At 62.6% G+C, this 18,790-nt stretch carries 16 protein-coding genes and 1 tRNA gene; 7 read left to right on the top strand and 10 right to left on the bottom strand.

Going from position 1 to position 18,790, the window contains the following annotated elements:
- Positions 1-42 precede the first annotated feature (42 nt).
- The 6 genes from clpX to J2D73_RS02265 all read right to left on the bottom strand — a co-directional run bounded on the left by clpX (position 43) and on the right by J2D73_RS02265 (position 5,618).
- Complete coding sequence (gene clpX / locus J2D73_RS02240; protein ID WP_026397477.1) at positions 43-1,311, bottom strand: ATP-dependent Clp protease ATP-binding subunit ClpX; 1,269 nt, start codon at positions 1,309-1,311, stop codon at positions 43-45.
- 126 nt (positions 1,312-1,437) lie between these two features.
- Positions 1,438-2,079, bottom strand: a complete 642-nt coding sequence (locus tag J2D73_RS02245) for an ATP-dependent Clp protease proteolytic subunit (RefSeq protein WP_207879224.1) — start codon at positions 2,077-2,079, stop codon at positions 1,438-1,440.
- 308 nt (positions 2,080-2,387) lie between these two features.
- Positions 2,388-3,725, bottom strand: coding sequence for a trigger factor (gene tig, locus J2D73_RS02250; protein ID WP_207878989.1), 1,338 nt, complete (start codon positions 3,723-3,725; stop codon positions 2,388-2,390).
- 125 nt (positions 3,726-3,850) lie between these two features.
- Positions 3,851-3,935: transfer RNA gene (locus tag J2D73_RS02255), tRNA-Leu, on the bottom strand.
- A gap of 103 nt (positions 3,936-4,038) precedes the next feature.
- Positions 4,039-5,421, bottom strand: a complete 1,383-nt coding sequence (locus J2D73_RS02260) for an NAD(P)H-hydrate dehydratase (protein ID WP_207879225.1) — start codon at positions 5,419-5,421, stop codon at positions 4,039-4,041.
- Between the two features lie 41 nt (positions 5,422-5,462).
- A complete protein-coding gene (locus J2D73_RS02265; protein ID WP_207878990.1) occupies positions 5,463-5,618 on the bottom strand; it encodes a hypothetical protein in 156 nt (51 codons plus the stop codon).
- Between J2D73_RS02265 and J2D73_RS02270 the strand changes: the two genes are divergently transcribed.
- The 3 genes from J2D73_RS02270 to J2D73_RS02280 all read left to right on the top strand — a co-directional run bounded on the left by J2D73_RS02270 (position 5,617) and on the right by J2D73_RS02280 (position 10,023).
- Complete coding sequence (locus J2D73_RS02270) at positions 5,617-6,066, top strand: membrane protein (protein WP_026397481.1); 450 nt, start codon at positions 5,617-5,619, stop codon at positions 6,064-6,066. The two genes, J2D73_RS02265 and J2D73_RS02270, sit on opposite strands and share 2 nt — an antisense overlap.
- A gap of 551 nt (positions 6,067-6,617) precedes the next feature.
- Positions 6,618-8,693: a DEAD/DEAH box helicase gene (locus J2D73_RS02275; protein ID WP_341535008.1), complete on the top strand. Its 2,076-nt coding sequence runs from the start codon at positions 6,618-6,620 to the stop codon at positions 8,691-8,693.
- Positions 8,677-10,023: a class I SAM-dependent RNA methyltransferase gene (locus J2D73_RS02280; RefSeq protein WP_207878991.1), complete on the top strand. Its 1,347-nt coding sequence runs from the start codon at positions 8,677-8,679 to the stop codon at positions 10,021-10,023. Before J2D73_RS02275 ends, J2D73_RS02280 begins: the two co-directional genes overlap by 17 nt.
- A gap of 144 nt (positions 10,024-10,167) precedes the next feature.
- On the opposite strand, the gene J2D73_RS02285 is transcribed toward J2D73_RS02280, so the two are convergent.
- A complete protein-coding gene (locus J2D73_RS02285) occupies positions 10,168-10,719 on the bottom strand; it encodes a hypothetical protein (protein ID WP_207878992.1) in 552 nt (183 codons plus the stop codon).
- A 132-nt stretch (positions 10,720-10,851) separates the two neighbouring features.
- Here J2D73_RS02285 and J2D73_RS02290 point away from each other — a divergent pair, with 132 nt between their 5' ends.
- Positions 10,852-11,772, top strand: coding sequence for a LysR family transcriptional regulator (locus tag J2D73_RS02290; RefSeq protein ID WP_207878993.1), 921 nt, complete (start codon positions 10,852-10,854; stop codon positions 11,770-11,772).
- Positions 11,773-11,932: 160 nt separating this feature from the next.
- Here the strand turns inward: J2D73_RS02290 and J2D73_RS02295 are convergent, their stop codons facing one another.
- The 3 genes from J2D73_RS02295 to J2D73_RS02305 all read right to left on the bottom strand — a co-directional run bounded on the left by J2D73_RS02295 (position 11,933) and on the right by J2D73_RS02305 (position 15,353).
- Positions 11,933-13,201: a PQQ-dependent sugar dehydrogenase gene (locus tag J2D73_RS02295; RefSeq protein ID WP_207878994.1), complete on the bottom strand. Its 1,269-nt coding sequence runs from the start codon at positions 13,199-13,201 to the stop codon at positions 11,933-11,935.
- 356 nt (positions 13,202-13,557) lie between these two features.
- Positions 13,558-14,229, bottom strand: coding sequence for an endonuclease/exonuclease/phosphatase family protein (locus tag J2D73_RS02300; protein ID WP_243429589.1), 672 nt, complete (start codon positions 14,227-14,229; stop codon positions 13,558-13,560).
- A gap of 56 nt (positions 14,230-14,285) precedes the next feature.
- Positions 14,286-15,353, bottom strand: a complete 1,068-nt coding sequence (locus tag J2D73_RS02305; protein ID WP_207878995.1) for an AI-2E family transporter — start codon at positions 15,351-15,353, stop codon at positions 14,286-14,288.
- Between the two features lie 229 nt (positions 15,354-15,582).
- Between J2D73_RS02305 and J2D73_RS02310 the strand changes: the two genes are divergently transcribed.
- From J2D73_RS02310 to metC, 3 genes are read left to right on the top strand one after another with little or no spacing between them, the layout of a single operon-like run.
- Positions 15,583-16,452 carry a helix-turn-helix domain-containing protein gene (locus J2D73_RS02310; protein WP_207878997.1) on the top strand — a complete coding sequence of 290 codons (870 nt, stop codon included), beginning with the start codon at positions 15,583-15,585 and terminating at the stop codon, positions 16,450-16,452.
- A 50-nt stretch (positions 16,453-16,502) separates the two neighbouring features.
- Positions 16,503-17,405 carry a sulfurtransferase gene (locus J2D73_RS02315; protein ID WP_207878999.1) on the top strand — a complete coding sequence of 301 codons (903 nt, stop codon included), beginning with the start codon at positions 16,503-16,505 and terminating at the stop codon, positions 17,403-17,405.
- Positions 17,402-18,625, top strand: coding sequence for a cystathionine beta-lyase (gene metC, locus J2D73_RS02320; RefSeq protein WP_207879000.1), 1,224 nt, complete (start codon positions 17,402-17,404; stop codon positions 18,623-18,625). The genes J2D73_RS02315 and metC overlap by 4 nt, the downstream gene beginning before the upstream one ends.
- Positions 18,626-18,790: the final 165 nt, after the last annotated feature.

Here is an 18,790-nt window from a genome sequence, read left to right on the forward strand (position 1 = left end):
ATTGCGTCGCCCCGCCGTATCCTAGCTTAACGCAAACCGCGCTCAGGCGGATTGCTCCGCCGGCTGCTTGTCCGCACCTTTGCCGTAAACATAAACCGGCTGGGCCTTGCCCTCGGCGACGTCGCGGTTGACGACGACTTCCTCGATATTCTCCAGCCCCGGCAGATCGAACATCGTGGACAACAGAATGTTCTCCATGATCGAGCGCAGGCCACGAGCGCCGGTTTTACGCTGGATAGCGCGGTGTGCGATGGCCTTCAGCGCGTCATCCGTGAAGGTCAGCTTGACGCCCTCCATCTGGAACAGACGTGCGTATTGCTTGACCAACGCGTTCTTCGGTTCCGCCAGAATCTGCACCAGCGCCGCTTCATCCAAATCTTCCAGCGTCGCCACAACCGGCAGACGCCCGATAAATTCGGGAATCAGACCGAATTTCTGCAGATCCTCGGGCTCTACCTCGCGCAGAACCGCGCCGGTGCGGCGGTCTTCAGGCGATTGAACGTCTGCGCCGAAGCCAATGCCCGATCCCTTGCCGCGCGCGGAAATGATCTTCTCAAGTCCCGCGAACGCGCCGCCGCAGATGAACAGCATATTGGTTGTGTCGACCTGCAGGAATTCCTGCTGCGGATGCTTGCGCCCGCCCTGCGGCGGCACGGAGGCGACAGTGCCTTCCATCAGCTTCAGCAGGGCCTGCTGCACGCCTTCGCCGCTGACGTCGCGGGTGATCGACGGGTTGTCGGACTTGCGCGAAATTTTGTCGATTTCGTCGATATAGACGATACCGCGCTGTGCCCGCTCAACGTTGTAGTCGGCGGCCTGAAGCAGCTTCAGGATAATATTTTCGACATCCTCGCCCACGTAACCGGCTTCGGTCAGGGTCGTGGCGTCAGCCATAGTGAACGGCACGTCGATAATTCGGGCCAGCGTCTGCGCGAGCAGCGTCTTGCCGGACCCGGTCGGGCCGAGCAGCATGATGTTCGACTTCGCGATCTCGATGTCGTTGCTCTTCTGGGAGTACGCGAGACGCTTGTAATGGTTGTGAACGGCGACCGACAGCACCTTCTTGGCGTCGAACTGCCCGATCACGTAGTCGTCGAGGACCTTGCAGATCTCCTTGGGCGTCGGCACGCCGTCGCGAGACTTCACGAAAGTCGTCTTGTGCTCCTCACGGATGATATCCATGCAGAGTTCGACGCACTCGTCGCAAATGAAGACCGTCGGCCCGGCAATCAGCTTGCGGACCTCATGCTGCGACTTCCCACAGAATGAGCAGTAAAGCGTATTCTTGGAATCGCCGGACTTCGCGTTCATCGGTCCTCCTAACCTCGCTCCCTACGGAGCACCCGCCACACTTCCGGGCAAGACGAAAAGCCTAGCCGCGCCCACGCCCCCCATCAAGCGGGGCACCGACACAGCCCCGGCGACAGAACTGCGTCGTCAGGACTTTTCAGCAACAGCCTGCGGCGCGTGGCTTTTGATCACTTCATCGACGATGCCGAAGTTCTTGGCTTCGTCCGCCGACATGTAAGAATCGCGTTCCAGCTTCTGCTCGATATCTTCGAGCGTCTGACCGGTATGTTCGCGGTAAATCTCATTCAGACGCTGACGAATCGTCAGGATTTCGCGCGCCTGGATTTCGATATCGCTGGCCTGACCCTGCGCACCGCCGGACGGCTGATGCACCATGACCCGCGCATTCGGCAGGGCGAACCTGCGGCCCGGCGCACCGCCTGCGAGCAGTAGCGACCCCATTGAAGCCGCCTGCCCGATGCACACCGTGCTGACCGGGCTGCGGATGTATTGCATCGTGTCGTAGATCGCGAGACCAGCCGATACGACGCCGCCAGGGCTGTTGATATAGAAGGAAATTTCCTTCGTCGGATTCACGCTCTCGAGATACAGAAGCTGCGCCGAGATCAGCGAACCCACCTGATCGTAGACAGGCCCCGTCAGGAAAATGATGCGTTCCTGAAGCAGGCGAGAGAAGATGTCGAACGCCCGCTCGCCGCGCGACGTCTGCTCGACCACCATCGGGACGAGCGCGTTGTTGTAAACTTCGACAGGGTTTGAATCCCTCATCACATCATTCCCGATCCAGGTGGCCCGATCCGGACGGCCCGCGACGACAAATTCACCAGTCGCGAAACCGGGAATCGACACCCAAAACCATCCCGACACATACGCCGGTCTTCCTAAAATAGAGAGAAAAGGCGGCTACGCCAGTCCACAGGACAAATTTACCGCCCTGACGGCAGTCAGAGCGGTTCACGGCGGCGGGCGACTCGCCATTCACGCTCTTGCCGAGCGGGACCACAGCGCATCGTGCGGACCGTGCCCTTCGAACCTCTGGTCGCGAAAGGCGCGCCGCCGCTTCAGTCGATCAAGTCTCAGATGTCGGCGGGAGGCATGTCCGACAGTTCTTCCGGCGTGACTTCCTTGTCTTCGACCTTCGCCAGTTCGATCAGATAGTCGACGACCTTGTTCTCGAAGATCGGCCCACGCAACGACTCCGCCGCCTGCGGGTTCTTCGTGAAGAAGTCGAACACGGCCTGTTCCTGACCGCGATAACGCAACGCTTCGGCGCGAATCGCGCGGGCCAGCTCATCCTGCGTCACGACGATGTTCTTGCTGCGGCCGATTTCCGCAAGCAGCAGACCCAGCTTCACGCGGCGCTCCGCGATCTTGCGGTAATCCGCCTTCAGCGTGTCCTCGTCCTTGTCCTTGTCCTCGTCGTCCAGCTCGCCCGCCGTGCGGTCGGCCTCGACGCGAGCCCATATCTGGGCGAACTCGGCTTCAACCATGCTCTCGGGAGCCGGGAAATCGGTCTTCTTCGCGAGTTCGTCCAGCAGGTCGCGCTTGATGCGCAGACGCGAAAGCTGGTCGTATTCCTCGGCGACCTGCTTCGTGATCAGCTCACGAACCTGATCAAGGCCTTCGAAGCCGATCTTCTTCGCCAGCTCGTCATCAACGGCGGCGTCGACGGGACGCTTCAGGGCCTTCGCCGTGATGTCAAACGTCGCTTCCTTACCGGCGAGCTCCGTCGCGCTGTAATCTTCCGGGAAAGTCACGGTGATCTGGCGCTCTTCGCCAGCTTTCATGCCTTCCATCTGCTCGGCGAAGCCGGGGATGAACCCTTCGGCGCCCAGCTCGACGTTCACGTCCTGAGCCGTGCCGCCGTCGAAAGCCACGCCATCGCGCTTGCCCACGAAATCGACCGTCAGAACGTCGCCCGTCGTCGCCGGACGCTCTTCCTCGATCGTCTCGAACTGGCGCTGGCGCTTGGCGATGTCATTCAGGGCCTTGTCGACCGTCGCTGCGTCAGGAGTCGCCTTCAGGCGCGTCAGGGACAGGTTGGACAGATCGGGCTCGGCGATCTCCGGCAGGACTTCCATCTCGACCTTGAACTCGAGGTCGGCGGTCGCGGAGGCGTCAGCGCCGCCGACCAGATCGACTTTCGGCTGCAGGGCCGGACGCAGGCCGCGCTCTTCGAGCAAATCGCGCACGCCGTCGGAGACAGCCTGCTCAAGCACTTCGCCCTTCACGGCGGCGCCGTAACGCTGACGCACGATCGCGAGCGGCACCTTGCCGGGGCGGAAACCGGGCAGGCGAAGGGTCGAGCCGACCTCTTTCAGGCGGGCCGCCTGCTTGCTCTCAAGCTCGGTCGACGGAACGACCACGGTGAAGGCACGCTTCAGGCCCTCGGAAAGCGTCTCAGTAACCTGCATATGCCAGGCCATCCTCTCGTACGAACTCGGTCAAACAGACGAAAGCGGTCCCCGGAATGTCGGAGACCGCGTAGCAACGGTTGGGCAATGAAGGGAGCGTCGCCGCCCCCCTTAGGGACGGAACCTGGTACGGGCGGAGGGACTTGAACCCCCACGACTTGCGCCACCAGAACCTAAATCTGGCGTGTCTACCAATTCCACCACGCCCGCACGGCGTTTCAGCGCACCCACGTCGCCGAGGGCGCCGACTTACCCCAGACCTCCACGCTCGGCAAGGCGCCGCCCCAATCTGCGCCGTTTTTCCTGCTCGCGATTATTCCTGAAGGCCGACAGCCCGCTCCCGCGCCGCGCCCAGATGCCGATCCAGATCCTCCGCCAGCGGCCACGGCCCGGCACACAGTCCCGCTTCCCCATGCAGCCAGACTCCAGCGCACGCCGCGCCCCACGGCGCCATCCCCGCCGCAAGCAACGCGCCGATCACGCCGGTCAACGTGTCGCCGGACCCGGCCGTGCCAAGCGCCGGCGTGGCGTGAATGTTGAGCGCCGCACGGCCGTCCGGCGACGCCACGATGGTGGTCGCCCCCTTCAAGACCACGACAGCGTTGATCCGTCGCGCCGCCTGCCGCGCCGCGCCCAGCGGATCGGCGCCCGGAGGCCCGAACAGGCGCGTGAACTCTCCTTCGTGCGGAGTGATCACGGCGACGCCCCGCAGGCGCTCGGGCATTGAGGCCGCCCATGTCAGCGCCCCAGCGTCCGCAAGCACACAGCGCGAGGCGGCGATAAGCTGAGGCAGAATTAGCCCCGCCTCTTCGGGCGTGAGTCCCGGACCGCAAATCCACACGCGCCGCCGCGTGTCCTTCAACAATTCGGGAAGAGGGTCGGAATCGACGATCAAACCTGGCGGCCCCAGACGGAGCGCGTCCGCCATCACGCCCGCCGCGATACGGACGACGCCGGCCCCCGTCGCACGAGCGCCGGCCGCAGCGAGGCGCGCCGCCCCCGGCATGGTCTCGCCCGCACAGAGGCTAACGACGCCCCGCGTATATTTGTGGCTCGTAGACTCCAGCACCGGCAGCCGCCACAGGCCCGGCTCATTACGCCACGTATTGACGCCCACGTGATCGAGGAGCGACGCATTTATGCCGATGTCGTGAACCTGCAGCGCTCCAACGAACTCTCGCCCGGGGTGCAACAGATGTCCCGGCTTTGCGCGAAAGAACGTGACTGTAAGTTCGGCTTTTGGCGCGTAGCCCAGCGGCGCGCCCGTCGCGCCGTCGACGCCGCTGGGCATGTCAACCGCGATCACCCGTCGCGATGCGGAAAGGACGGCCGAGACCGGGTCAGCGAGGGGACGACTCAGCCCCGCCCCGAAAACTGCGTCCACCACGATATCGGCGCGCGCGACTTCGGAGACGGAAAAGGGAACGCGCGGACCGCGATAAAGCGCGCTGGCGCGAGCCGCATCGCCGCCCGGGGACGGCTCGGCGGTCGCGGCGACAGCGACCGGCCAGCCGCATTCTGCGAGACGGCGCGCGGCCACATAGCCATCGCCGCCATTATTGCCCGGTCCGCAAAGGACGAGCACACGACACGGCCGGGCCCACCCTCGGACCGCCCTCGCGACCGCGCGTCCTGCATTCTCCATCAGCGTCGCAATTGGCGTCGTGTCGGAGGCGATGCGATCGATTTCCCCCATCTCGCGGGGAGACGGGAGAGCAAGGGATGATATCGAAAGCGTCACAAAAAAATCTCCTCAAGGCGTCCGCCCGCTGCGTCGGGCGTTTCAGCGACGCTGCCGACGCAGCCAGCCTGGTCGAGACGCTTGCGTTCGCGCGCCGAATTCGCGATCAAGCCGCTTGATTGCTTTGCCGGAGCGAGAAACGGAGTTCGCATGCCCCATATTCTCTGGAGCCTCATCCTGACCCTCCATATCGCTGGAATGACCGTGTGGGTGGGCGGCGCGACTTACGCGGCCCTGATCCTGCGGCCCAGCCTGACGCTGTTGGACGGCGCGCAGCGTAACGCCGTTCATCTGCTGACGCTCAAGAAATTCCTGCGCGTCGTATGGCATGTCATGCCGATCGTTCTGGTCACCGGCTGGCTGATGATCCTGCACGAAGGCGGGTTCGCCGTCGTCCCGTGGACGACCAACGCAATGCAGCTTCTCGGCCTGCTCATGGCCGCACTGTTTTTGCGGATTGTCTTCGGTCCCTACCAGACAGCCCGCAGGGCCCTTCGTCCGCAGCAGAAAACATTCGACTCGATCCGCACTCTCGTACTCGGCGTCGCAGCGCTGGGCTTGCTCACCATCCTCTGTGCGTCGATGGGACACGGTTTCTGACTCAACGCGCATATCCGATCGCTACGAGCGCCGTGCATCATGTTTCGCATCGCAGGCGTAGCGTCACGAGACGAAAATCAGACCGCAACGCCCAAATCTGCGGTCTGATCGCGCTCATTCGCCGATGAACGCTTGATTTTTCACGCCGGACACTCTACCGACAGCCGCGGACTTTCCCTTAAGTTCCCCACGCCTTCATTACCCGGTCAGGCGCCCGTGCAGCGTGGCCCGACCGCCGCGCGCCAAGTGCGGCTGACAGCTTCGAGAGCGATTTGAACGCCAAAACCACTGATACGTCAGTAAAAAAGACCCGCAAAACAGTCGCGACGCCACGCGTTCGAAAGAGCGCCAAGGCGGCTGAAACCGCGGTTCTTTCCGGCGAAGCCCCCGAGAGCGGCGCTGCGGAGATCGCCGCGCCGCGCGCCAGAGGCCGTAAGGCTGCCGCAAGTGCGGCGTCGACGCCTGCGAAAGCAAAGTCTGCAGAGACAACGAAAACCCCGGCGAAACGCGCGACCGCCAGATCGTCCGAAGTCGCAACGAAAACGCCAAAAATCGCTTCTGCTACGAAAAAAGCAACCAGAAAATCCGCTGTGACCGTGTCCGACGAAACCGTCGAGACGCCGAGCGTGAAGTCGACCAAAACGGCGCGCAAGCCGGCTACAGCGGCAAAAACGAAGCCCGCAACGGCGTCTTCCCCGAAATCCACCGAAAAGCCGAAGGCCGAAAAAGTCACAGCGCGGAAGAGCGCTGCGTCGCGCTGGGCCTCCGCTGCAGTCGAAGCCGCTGAAAAGCCCGCGCCCAGAACGACGCGCGGCGCCGGGCGTCGGAACGCGACGAAACCTGCCGCTGACGAAACGCCGGTCTCAACCGACGCCGACATCCAGATCACGAACGTCGATGAGGTCTCCCTGCCGCTGCATGTCGGCGGCGGGCTTGATGTGAGCGCGACGGTTGAGCCGGATGTCACGCCAGCCGCCGCCACGGAGCCGCCAGCGACTGAACCGCCAGCGGAAGATAGGCCGACTTTCACAGGGCTCGGGCTCTCGGAACCAATCCTCCGCGCCGTGGCGGAAATGGGCTACGTCCACCCGACGCCCATTCAGGCTCAGGCGATCCCTGCGGTGCTGAACGGGCGCGACGTTCTTGGCGTCGCTCAGACGGGCACCGGCAAGACGGCCTCTTTTACGCTGCCCATGCTGGAGACCTTGTCCGGCTCCCGCGCTCGCGCTCGCATGCCGCGTTCGCTGATCCTCGAGCCGACGCGTGAACTTGCGCTCCAGGTTGCAGAAAACTTCGTAAACTACGGCAAGCATCTCAAGCTGACCCATGCTCTTTTGATCGGCGGCGAAAGCATGGCCGATCAGAAAGAGGCGCTCAATCGAGGCGTCGACGTGCTGATCGCGACGCCAGGGCGTCTGATCGATCTTTTCGAGCGCGGCGGCCTCCTGATGAACCAGACGCGCACGCTGGTGATCGACGAAGCCGACCGCATGCTCGACATGGGATTCATTCCGGATATCGAGCGAATCGTCGGCCTGTTGCCGCGTATGCGCCAGACGCTGTTCTTCTCCGCCACGATGGCGCCGGAGATCAGACGCCTTGCCGACGCGTTCCTGCAAAATCCGGTCGAAATCACCGTCAGCCGCCCCTCGTCGGTGGCGACGACGATCGAGACCGGACTGGTCGTCGTGGACGAGGACGACAAGCGCAAGGTTCTCCGCAAACTGCTGCGGTCTGCGGATCTTCAGAACGCCATCGTGTTCTGCAACCGCAAGCGCGACGTGGATATGCTCCTGAAGTCGTTGCAGAAGCATGGATTCTCCGTCGGCGCGCTGCATGGCGATCTTCCTCAATCGGTACGTTTTTCCACCCTTGAGAAGTTCAAGGCGGGCGAGCTGAAAATTCTCGTCTGCTCGGACGTAGCGGCGCGCGGCATCGACATTGGCGGCCTGTCGCATGTGTTCAACTTCGACCTGCCGTTTCACGCCGAGGATTACGTCCATCGCATTGGCCGCACGGGCCGCGCTGGTCGCGAAGGCCGCGCCTACAGCATTGCGACTCCGTACGATCGTACATTTGCCGAAGCCATTGAAAAGCTGACGGGCAAATCGATCCCGCGCCTTGAACTGGACGGCGTCGCCCAGCTCGAATGGTCTGAGGAAGCTCGGCCGCGTCATGATCGTGGCAAGAAGCGCCGCGACGATCGCGGCAAGAAACACGGCGGCGAGCCCGATAACCGTGCGCGTCAGGCCGAACCGCACCGCAACGACGCGAAGCGGCAGGACGGCGGGCAGGGCGAGACGGCGAAGCCTCATCACACGCGCGGCGAATCGTCCCGTCATGAGCCGTCCCGGAACGAGCAGGGCCGCGCCGACGCCGCAGCGCGCGACGGCTTCCGTCGCGATGATGATCGTCGCGACCGTAATCGCGATCGGGGACGTGAGTCCCGCGACGGCGAACGGAACCAGCGTCACAAGGACCACCGCAGACGCGACGAAATCCCCGCCGACACAACGGCGGACGGCGTGCCAGGCTTTGGCGCGGACGCACCGGCCTTCATGTCGGCTCCTCGGCGCCTGCGCCGCCCCGCGCCCGTCGATCTGAGTCAGGATGGCGCGGAAAGCTGATCCGCGCAGGCGACGGGCGCCTCCGCCGCCTGAATCCTTCGGTCCCGCCGGCCTCTACGTTGTCGAACGCCTCGGCGCCGGGGGCGATGGCGTCGCACGAGAGGAGCAGAACGGCGACGCGCAGGCCCAGACGGCGTTCATCCCGTTCACCGCGCCGGGCGATACGGTCATGGCCCAGCCTGTGGGCCGTGGTCGCGCGTCCTGCGAAAGGATTGTCTCCCCCTCCCCTGTTCGGGTGACGCCGCCTTGCGCGCTGTTCGGACAGTGCGGCGGATGTGCTTTGCAGCACCTGCCGATGGACTGGACGCTTTCGTGGAAAGTCGAGCAGATCGTGACCGGCTTACGCCACGCAGGCTTTGCGGAGGTTCCGGAGCCACGCGCCGTGCAGTCTCCTCCTTCCACACGGCGGCGCGCCGAATTTGCGTTGAAGCGAAATGCGGGCGTCGTCGTCATCGGCCTGCACCGCCGCGGTGGAGATGTTCTCGACCTGACCGAGTGCCATGTGCTGCATCCGGGCATCATGGCGCTTTTGCCGCCGTTACGCGCGTTGCTGCCGCGTCTCGACCTGCTGCGCGGCTCCGGCGACCTTCTGGTCAATCTTCTGGATTCGGGACCGGATCTACTTTTCACAACGGACGCGCCGCCCTCGTCCGCCGACCGGGGAAAGCTCGCCGCTTTTGCACGCGAACATGCGATCCCGCGCATAGGCTGGCGACCGGGCTTGCGGGACGAGCCCGAAACAGTCTCACAGCTTGGTCCGGTGCGGCAGATCTTCGGAGATGTGGCCGTCGAGCCGCCGCTGGGTGCGTTCCTCCAAGCAACCGCAACGGGCGAGGCCGCAATACGCGACGCCGTGCTGGACGCGACGCCTGCAGCGCCCGGACGCAAAGCGAAGATCATAGAACTTTACGCAGGCTGCGGCACGTTGACCTTCCCCCTTGCCGAACGCGCGCGGGTCGAGGCGTACGAGGGCCATCCTGCAGCCCTGCAGACGTTACGCAAGGCTGCGGCCGGGCGTCGCGTCGACGCTGCTGTACGGGATCTGAACCGACAACCAGTCGACGCGAAGGATCTCGGCGGCGCTCTGGCCGTCGTGCTTGACCCCCCTTACACGGGCGCGGGCGCGCAGATGGAGGCCATCCTTCGAGCCACGCCCGAAGCGCTGATCTACGTAAGCTGCAACCCACAGGTTCTTCTGAAGGACGCGAAAAGCCTCTTCGCAGCTGGTTACTCTCTGGATGCTGTCACCGTCGTCGATCAGTTTCTCTGGTCGCCGGAAATCGAGACGGTGTGCCGGTTTTCCCGAAAGCCGCACCGTTTGCGACGCTGAGAGACGCAAGTATTGCGATCGCTGACGCGCGCTTCCACGCCGTCGGTCGATAACTCCAGAAACTTCCTCAGTTCGGCAGCCGCGGGACGCCACGACAGGTAGCGTCGGCAACTGTCTCTGATTTACCGTAGAAGCTTCTTTGGATCATGCGTTCCCAGAGACTCGGCGAGCCAGGGCGCGCCGGGCGATGCTTTCCGCGAAGAACGGCGTCTCCCGGCGGTTATGATCGCCGCCCGCCTCCTGCCGGGCTGCGGCGGCCTGCTCAAACGCGACGCCATGCTCGCCAAGAAACGTCATGAAGGCGTCCGTCGGATGGGCGGTCACGCGGTTGGTGTAGAGAGTACGCCCGCCGCCCAGATCCTCGGCGATCAGCTCCCAGACGACATTCACCTGCGTCCGGCCATTAGGGGTGAAAACATCGGAAATTGAATTCATCCGGCAATAACTCGGCGTCGCTTCCTCGGCGACGTAATGCTGCACCACCAGACCCGCGCCTATCATTTCGACATTGATGGACATGCGGCGTCCGTCGTCCGTCGTCGTAATGCCTGCCGCAATGTGGTCGGGTGCGCAGCAACGGAGATATTCAGCTTCAGGCAACGTAAAGAGCCACTCGGCGATATCGACTTCGGCGAAAGGCACGTCGATTTCGTGAGAGTAAGCGGACTGAGAGAGTATCTGTTCGAGGATTTTCATTTGTTTTGCTCCTTCAATTCGACAGGGGACGCGCCCTGTTCGATGAACGAAGGTTTGCGCCGCGCGGAGGCGCGGGATAAGCCGGAATTGTGCCGAAACGCTTTTGCCGTTTCCGCAAAGGTCAGGCGGTTTATGATGAAAGATCCACGTTTTGCCGAACATCTGGCGGTCTTCGTCGATGTCGTGCGCCATGGCAGCTTCTCTGCGGCAGCTCGCAGACGGGGACAAACCCCCTCTGCGGTTGTGCGGCAGATCGACACGCTGGAGCAGTCTCTGGGCGTCCCCCTGCTGGTTCGCTCCACACGTGCGCTTGGATTGACCGATGCTGGCGAGCGCCTGATGGAGCGCGCTCAACCATTGCTGGATCAACTGGCGGACGCCCATGCAGAGGTAGCGGCCTTCGACGGAGCGGTGGCGGGGACTCTGCGCCTTGCCTGTTTTCCGACCTTCGGCAAGCGCTACGTGATCCCGGCGCTGACGAAGATGATGCAAGCGCACCCACATTTGCAGATTGAACTCGACCTGACCGAACGGCTGGCCGACCCCGTGCTGGATCGGCTCGATGCCGTGATCCGCATCGGACAGCTCGCCGATAGCGGCCTCTTTGCCACCCGCCTTGCAGATCAGCGGCGATTACTGGTCGCGAGCCAGGATTATTTAACGGATATGGGCATGCCGGATAGCGTCGAAGCGCTCGCCCGGCATCGTCTCATCGAAAAGCTGCACGGAGCTGATCTTCTGGGTTGGGCGGACATTCTCGGACGTCGGATTGGCGAGGGTTCAGGCACTCACTCTGTTTTTCGGTGCGATGATTTCGAAGCGATGCGCCTCTCAGCCGTTGGCGGGATGGGCGTCGCCCTGCTGCCAGACTGGGTAGTCGGTTCCGACGTCAACGACAGGTCTTTGATACGCATACCTCTTGAGGAAGAACCGTGGAATGCGACGCCGACCGGCGTGTGGCTATTGCGGGCTCTGGCCCAGCCATCCGCACGCCTGCGGGCCGTGACCGCGGCTATCAAGGAAATCATCGGCAATCCGCCGATATGGGCATAAGCTGGCGGGTGGCGACGCAGCAGCCGCATCTATCGCGGCGGCCACCGATACATCATTTACACCCAGTTTGTTTTACCAAAGCTATCCGCGATTTTAACCTCGGAGATTAATGCGAACCGGCGCCGACGCTCACTTTAACGCCATGCGGCAAGGTTCAGAATCAATCACCGGTTTTCTCCGGAGCGAGACGTAAAATCGTACCGTTATGATCTTCCGAAATCAGCAAGGCTCCATCAGCCATCACGGCGAGCCCGATTGGAGAACCCGTCGGATCGCTTCCTGATTGTGAGAGATTACGCCAACCCTGGACAAGAGGCTGCGGTGAACCCCGGGGGTTGCCGTCTGAATCAATGGCCAGACTCACCACGCGATGCCCCGCATTGCGGTAGCCGTGATAAGTCATGATGACCCGCCCTTGTAGTGCAGGAAAAGCTGCGCCGGTATAAACAAGCATCCCCAAAGGCGCTGAATGAGCTGGCAACAGCAGATTCGGCGCAGTGAGCGTGGAACAATCGTGCTGCGGATACTCCGGAGCAGGCTTCCCGTCATCGAAGCAATAAGGCCACCCATAATCATGGCCTTTCCGCACAACAAGGAACGGTTCATGCGGCAGCGCGTCATCTGACAATTTTGGGTCAACCACGTTGATGTTGTCACGGCCATTGACCGCAGCCAGCAATACGCCCTCCGGGGTGACCGCCAGCGCAGCAGGATTTCTCATGCCCGTCGCTACAACATTTTCAGTCGAGGCGATTTGGGGAGCACTTTTAGGTCTAAAATAAAGAATCGATGCTCGCGGGACAGCTCCCCGCAATTCGGGACAGATCTGTGACGCAACAGGAAGACCACCAGATGCTGTTTCGCAATTATTCGTGGCGGACCCTTCGCTGACATATAGGCCGGCATCGTGGTCAGCGGCCAGTCCCTTGAGGGGATGACGACCCGTTGAAGGCAATCCCGTCAATGCATCCTGCGTATCCGCCGTTCCATCGCCGCGCACGTTTACCCGCAGAACGCGGTCTGGCAATCCGATGTAAAGTTGTCCATCAGATGCAAACGTGAGGCCGCTGGGACGATCCAGGCCGGTGAGAAGGACTTTTTCCGGTCCGTGGCCATTCTGTTCAATGGCTAGCAGACGGCCACGATGAGGCTGCCAGCCTCCCATATCGACAACGTAAATCGTGGCGCCTTTGACCGCCATACCCCGGGTAAACCGCATTCCCGATGCAACGAGGCCCAGACATGCGCCCTTGGGCGTCTGAAGGTTGACACGCGGGAAGCCATCACACGACCCGCTGGTTACGTAGACAGTTCGAGCGTGAAGTCCGTGCGCTACGCACATGAAGAGGGAAATACAAAATAATTCATGGATATTTATGAAATATTTTCTCACGGAGCATAGACGCTTCGCTATTTTTTGATTCGCCATACCATCTCCCCTCTCCACCGCCACAATGTGCATCGTGCATATTTGTTGGTCAGTGTGCGAACAACGCTACAGTTGTTTAGTTCCGGGATTTAACAGTGCAGCGCCCGACTTCTTACGCACCAAGCAGTATGGCGGAAGTATACCATAGCGATTATCGCGCCGGCCTTATTCAGACGTCAGAGATTGTCGCTTGCCGTCATAATTGCAGCATTCGCAAGACGCGTATCCATTTTCTCGGCCCCTTCGAGACCTTACAGACATCAGTGGCGCCACTCCAGCTCGTCTGCCGACGACGAGCGAAGGCGTGTCCTACGAAAGGTCAATACAAAACAAGACCGCGAACGCGGTCGCCAGTGCTACCCTGCCGCCCGAACAATGGCCGGGCTGACGCGCACCATAATTGGCTGGTGATCGGAAGCATAAACGGGCAGCACCGTCGCCCCTTCACAGTTCATGCCACGCACGAGGCAGCGATCGATGCGGATCGGCAGGAGATCCGCCATGCGATGGGTTGGCTCACGCGGGCCGACGTCCTGAAATCCCGGCACAAGAGCAGGGCCGACGAGGTTGAAATCCCCAAGGATGGCCGCCGGCGCAGGCAGAATGGCGGCGAGGCGCCGCAACTGGCGACGGTTCATGATCTGTCCGTGCGACAGGTGAACGTTGGCGACTGTGAAGTCCCCAAGGGCGATCACCTGCGCTACGCGTCGAACCAGCGCTCCTGACGGGATGGCGCAGGCGCGTGGTGCGCGCGCGAATGGCCGCCGACTCCAGCATGCCGGACCGTGGATGCGGCCCGGCAGCGGCGCGCGCGCATAATATCCGCCGATCCGCTCCGGCAGGAGATCGATGTCAGCAGTCGCTTCCTGCATAAGTAAAAGATCGGGGCGCTCACGCTCGATCAATGCGACGACGTCGCCCAAGGTGGCGCCGACGCTGTGAAGCAAGTTCCAGCTGATGATCGTAACCGCCGCGCCGCCCTGGGCGCCTGAGGCGAATGATCGCGATCTGTTTCGGTTGAAACGCAGGCCGCCCACGGGGGCTAGTCCCGACACAACTCTGGGGGTCAGGACGGATTTGACCGTCACGATTCAGATCCTCCGCTTTTGGAGAGTTTTGTCGGGACGTGCCCGGCGGCAAATTCAACAGTCAGGGCATATCCGATCGCAAGCAGGACCGGGCCGAGGAAGATGCCCAGGCCGCCAAACTCCAGAACGCCGCCGATGACGCCAATCAAAGTCAGCAGGTAAGGCAGTTCCGCGCCCCGCGATATGAAGATAGGCCGAATGAAATGATCCGCGCCTGAAATCGCTACGACTCCGTAAACCGCCAGCCCCAGCCCTCGCCACAAATGGTGGGATGCGACCAGCCAGATCGAGGCGGGAATCCAGACCAGAGGCGCGCCGATCGGCAATACCGAGAGCAAGGCCGCCACCGTGCCGAACAGAACCGGCTCGGGTAGTCGGGCGATCCAGAAACCGACGCCTGTCAGTACGCCCTGCAGGATTGCGGTGCCCAGCACGCCGTACACCGTACCGCGCACTGTGCCGCCGATGATCCGCAAAAGACGATCAGCCTGTCGCCCGGCCACCCGTTCCAGCAGGGCGCGAAGGGTCCGTCCGAGCGAGTCGCCGCTGAGCCAGAAAAAGAAAGCGATGAACAGCGCCATCGCGATATGCAGGCCGCCGCTAGCGATCTGCACGAGCAGGGAAATAGCGGACTGGGCGATGTCGCCAGCGTATGGGCGGAGACTTTGGCCAAGGTTGCCAATGTCTTTGGCCGCCTCCGTCCATGCGTGAGCAGCTTCCGCTCCGATGAGAGGCGTCGCCGCAACCCAGGCCGGAGGTTGGGGCACTTTCAGCCTTGGAACCAGAAAATCAGTCAACGCCGTAACTGCGCCCGGCCCGTCGGCGACCCCTTTTGAAGCGAGCAACGCAATCGGAAGCAGGAGACATATGGCGCACAGGCCCGCCATGGCGAGCGCGGCGAGGGTTGGACGGATTCGCCTGCGCAGACGTGCGTACACCGGCCAGGTCACAAATGCGAGAATGGCGGCCCAAAGCAACGCGGAAGAGAACGGGGCCATCACCTCGACGCAGCCATAAGCCACGCCCGCAAGCAACAATCCTGCAATGATCCGTTCGGTCGCCATAGCCTCCGTGCCGACGCAACCCCCCGATATTCCGGGTGGTATTTCGCTGTTCAATATTTTGAACTATGCAACGTTCGCTGAACAGCCCCGACACGACGCCTAACAACCTCGGTCGGAACTTTGCAGCCAGCAACTTCAGAGTCGCGGTACCGAAACACTTTACAAAAAAATGGATTAACGCAATATTGACGAACGTCCATCCCTAAAAAGTCGCAAGGAAATCTAAACGATGGCTGCTGTCACTATGCGTCTTAGCGAGATCGGTCAGCAGCTCCGCGCATTCCGCCTCGAATCCGGCATGCGAGCGGACGAAATCGCGGCTCGACTGGGCGTCTCCCGCGCCGCGCTGTACCGTTATGAAAAGGGCGAGGTCATCAAGCTGGACACAGTCCAGCGCCTCGCCGAGCTTCTCAAGGTGTCGCCACTTACGTTGCTCGGAATCGGCGTCGAATACTACAGCCGCCCGATCGGTTTTTTCGAACGTATCCGCCAGATCGAGGAAGAGACCGATCAGATTCTGCAGATCGCTGATCCGGTGGCTTATCTTGTGACCTCCTCTGACTACGACAGGGTTCTCTCACAGGCGATCGCCGAAACGCAGGATGGGGCGTCCGGGGAGCAATACCCGTCGATCATGGCGGCGCGAAAATCCGCTTACGAGGCGCGTCGTCCCACGATGATCACCATGCTGCCCGAGCAGGCGGTGGAGCGCTTCCTCCTGCGGGGCGTTTGCGAGGCCGCGTCCCTGTCGCCGGAATTGCGGGATGCCGCCCGTCGGGTCGCTGCAACCGAGATCTCACGCATCGTGGATATGATAGAGGCCGAACCGATCGGCCTGCAGTTCAGCGTCGTCTCCGAAGTCGACAACACCGCCAACTGCATGCTCATGCGCGGGCGTGAACGTATGGTGTTGGCGATCAACCCGTTCCGCGCCGACACGTCTCCCGCAGCGTCCACGGGCGTTTCGCTGATTACCAGCGCGCCTGAAGCGGTGAACGCCCACCAGCGCGTCATTGAGGCGCTGTGGAAGGATTCGCTGAAGGGCAAGGAGGCTGCGGATCGTCTCCGCCTGCTGCTTGCCGAGTATGCGATCCGATGATCCTATGGCCCTCTCAGCGCCTGAAGGCGTGAAGAGGAGCAATTGATAGCATGTCCGCTCATCCCGCGTCGTCGCCGCGCCAGACGCCGCTGATATCGGCCGAAACCCTTCTTTCCAGCATATCTGGATCGGGGGTTGTCGCCCTCGACGCCACGGCTCTGCTTCCCGGCGAGACGCGGGACCCCGATTCGGAATTCCTCGCGCGCCGCATTCCGGGCGCCAGACGATTCGACATTGATGTTTTTTCCGACCCCGAAGCCTCCCTTCCCCATATGGCGCCGACGGCCTCCCGCTTCGCCCGCCTCGCCGGGGAGCTTGGGCTGACGCGCGAAAGCACGATCGTTTTCTACGATCAGGGCAATATCGCTTCCTCTTGCCGCGCCTGGTGGCTGGCCCGCCTTTTCGGCCATGAACGCGTCTATGTGCTTGACGGCGGGCTTCCCGCCTGGATCGCCGCTGGTGGCGCTGTGGAAAACGGTCCACCAACTCCGGCAGTGAGTGCCGTTTACGAGGCGCGGCTGACCGTTCAGCGCCTCTCCGGTCTGGGAGACATGCTCGCCCATGCGTCACACCCGGGCGAAGTGATCATTTTGGACGCCCGTGCGCGGGGACGTTTTGAAGGCATCGCACCCGAGCCAAGACCGGGGCTGTCTTCCGGCCACATACCCGGCGCAGTCAGCCTCCCCTTTGGCGAATTGCTGGGCGCCGACAAACGGTTCCTGTCGCCAGGCGAACTGAACGAACGCCTTGTCCACGCCGGCGCAACCGGCGCGGCGCCCGTCATCGCGACCTGCGGCTCTGGCATGACCGCCTCTGTTATCGCCGTCGCCATTGAGGCTGCAGGACTTCCGCCTGCGGCGATCTATGACGGGTCTTGGGCCGAATGGGCGTCGACGCCCGGAGCGCCAATCGAAACAGGGACTGGCGGTCCAGCCGCCACGAGCGCGGGATGAGCGACGAAAACGCAGTCTCCGCCGGGTGGGATCGTCTGAACTCCCTGCTCGTTCGCGTCGGCCGCCCTGAAGCTGACGAGGCGCCGCAAGGCGGGCGGCTGGTCAACCCTAGCGTGACGCGAGGGTCGACGGTTCTATTCCCCGACATCGCCACGATGCAGAGCGTGGGGCGCGAGCGCTACGAACACGTCGCAATCTACGGGGCGATGGGATCGACGGTCCAGCATCAGCTCGAGCGTGCTGTCGCAGCCGTGGAAGGCGGCGCCAACACGCAGGTCGTGTCGTCCGGGCTTGCGGCCTGCACCACGGCGCTGCTGGTCTGGACCAGCGCGGGCGGTCACTGCCTGATCCCCGACTCCTGCTACGGGCCGACGCGGCGCTTCGCCGACACCATGTTGCGACGCTTCGGCGTCGAGACTGAGTATTACGATCCGTGCGCTGGCGAAGATGCGTTGCGCGCGCTGATGCGATCCAACACGCAGGTTGTGTTCGCGGAGAGCCCAGGCAGCCATACCTTCGAAATACAGGACGTGAAGATGCTCGCCCGTGTGGCACACGAAGGCGGCGCTCGGCTGCTGCTCGACAACACCTGGGGCTTCGGCGTTTTCTCGCCGTTCGAACATGGCGTTGATGTGTCGGTACAGGCTCTGACGAAATACGCAGCCGGACATTCGGATGCGGTGCTGGGCGCGATCACTGTCGCGGATGACGGTTTGTGGCGGGCTTTGCGTGACGCTGCGATCCAGCTCGGGCAGCTCGCCGGGCCGGACGAATGCTGGCTGACTCTGCGCGGGTTGCGCACCATGGGCGTGCGGCTTGCGCATCAGTCGCGAACAGCTCTGCAAGTCGCGCGGTGGCTGGACGCGCGACCGGAAGTTTCCCGCGTCCTGCACCCGGCTCTTCCCGATTGTCCCGGTCATGCGTTGTGGAAACGCGATTTCTCAGGGGCAGGCACGGTGTTCGGCGTTTCTCTGACGCCCGCCTTCACGCGCGTGGCCATGGAAGCGATGGTCGACTCTCTGAGTCTGTTCGGCATCGGGGCGTCATGGGGGGGGTTCGAGAGTCTCGTGCTGCCGACGACTGGAGGGATCGTGCGGTCTGTGTCCGCTTCGGAGCAAAGCGATGAAGGGCCGTCGTTCCGACTCAACATTGGCCTGGAGGCGGCGGAAGATCTTATCGCGGATCTTGAAAAAGGCCTGACGGTGCTGACCGCCGCCTGACGAGCGGCGGTGTGGTGGATCGAAGTCCGCCTCGGTTGTTCCCGACCTGTTGCGATCGCCTGATATTTCAAAGGGAATTCGAATATGGCAGCGGTGATGACATGCCTTGCGCACTCTGACGCAGCTTTCCGCCCCGCTACCGTAGGTCGTTTTTCGTGCACCAAG

This window comes from Acetobacter sacchari, assembly GCF_017377715.1.
Taxonomy (GTDB): Bacteria; Pseudomonadota; Alphaproteobacteria; order Acetobacterales; family Acetobacteraceae; genus Acetobacter; species Acetobacter sacchari.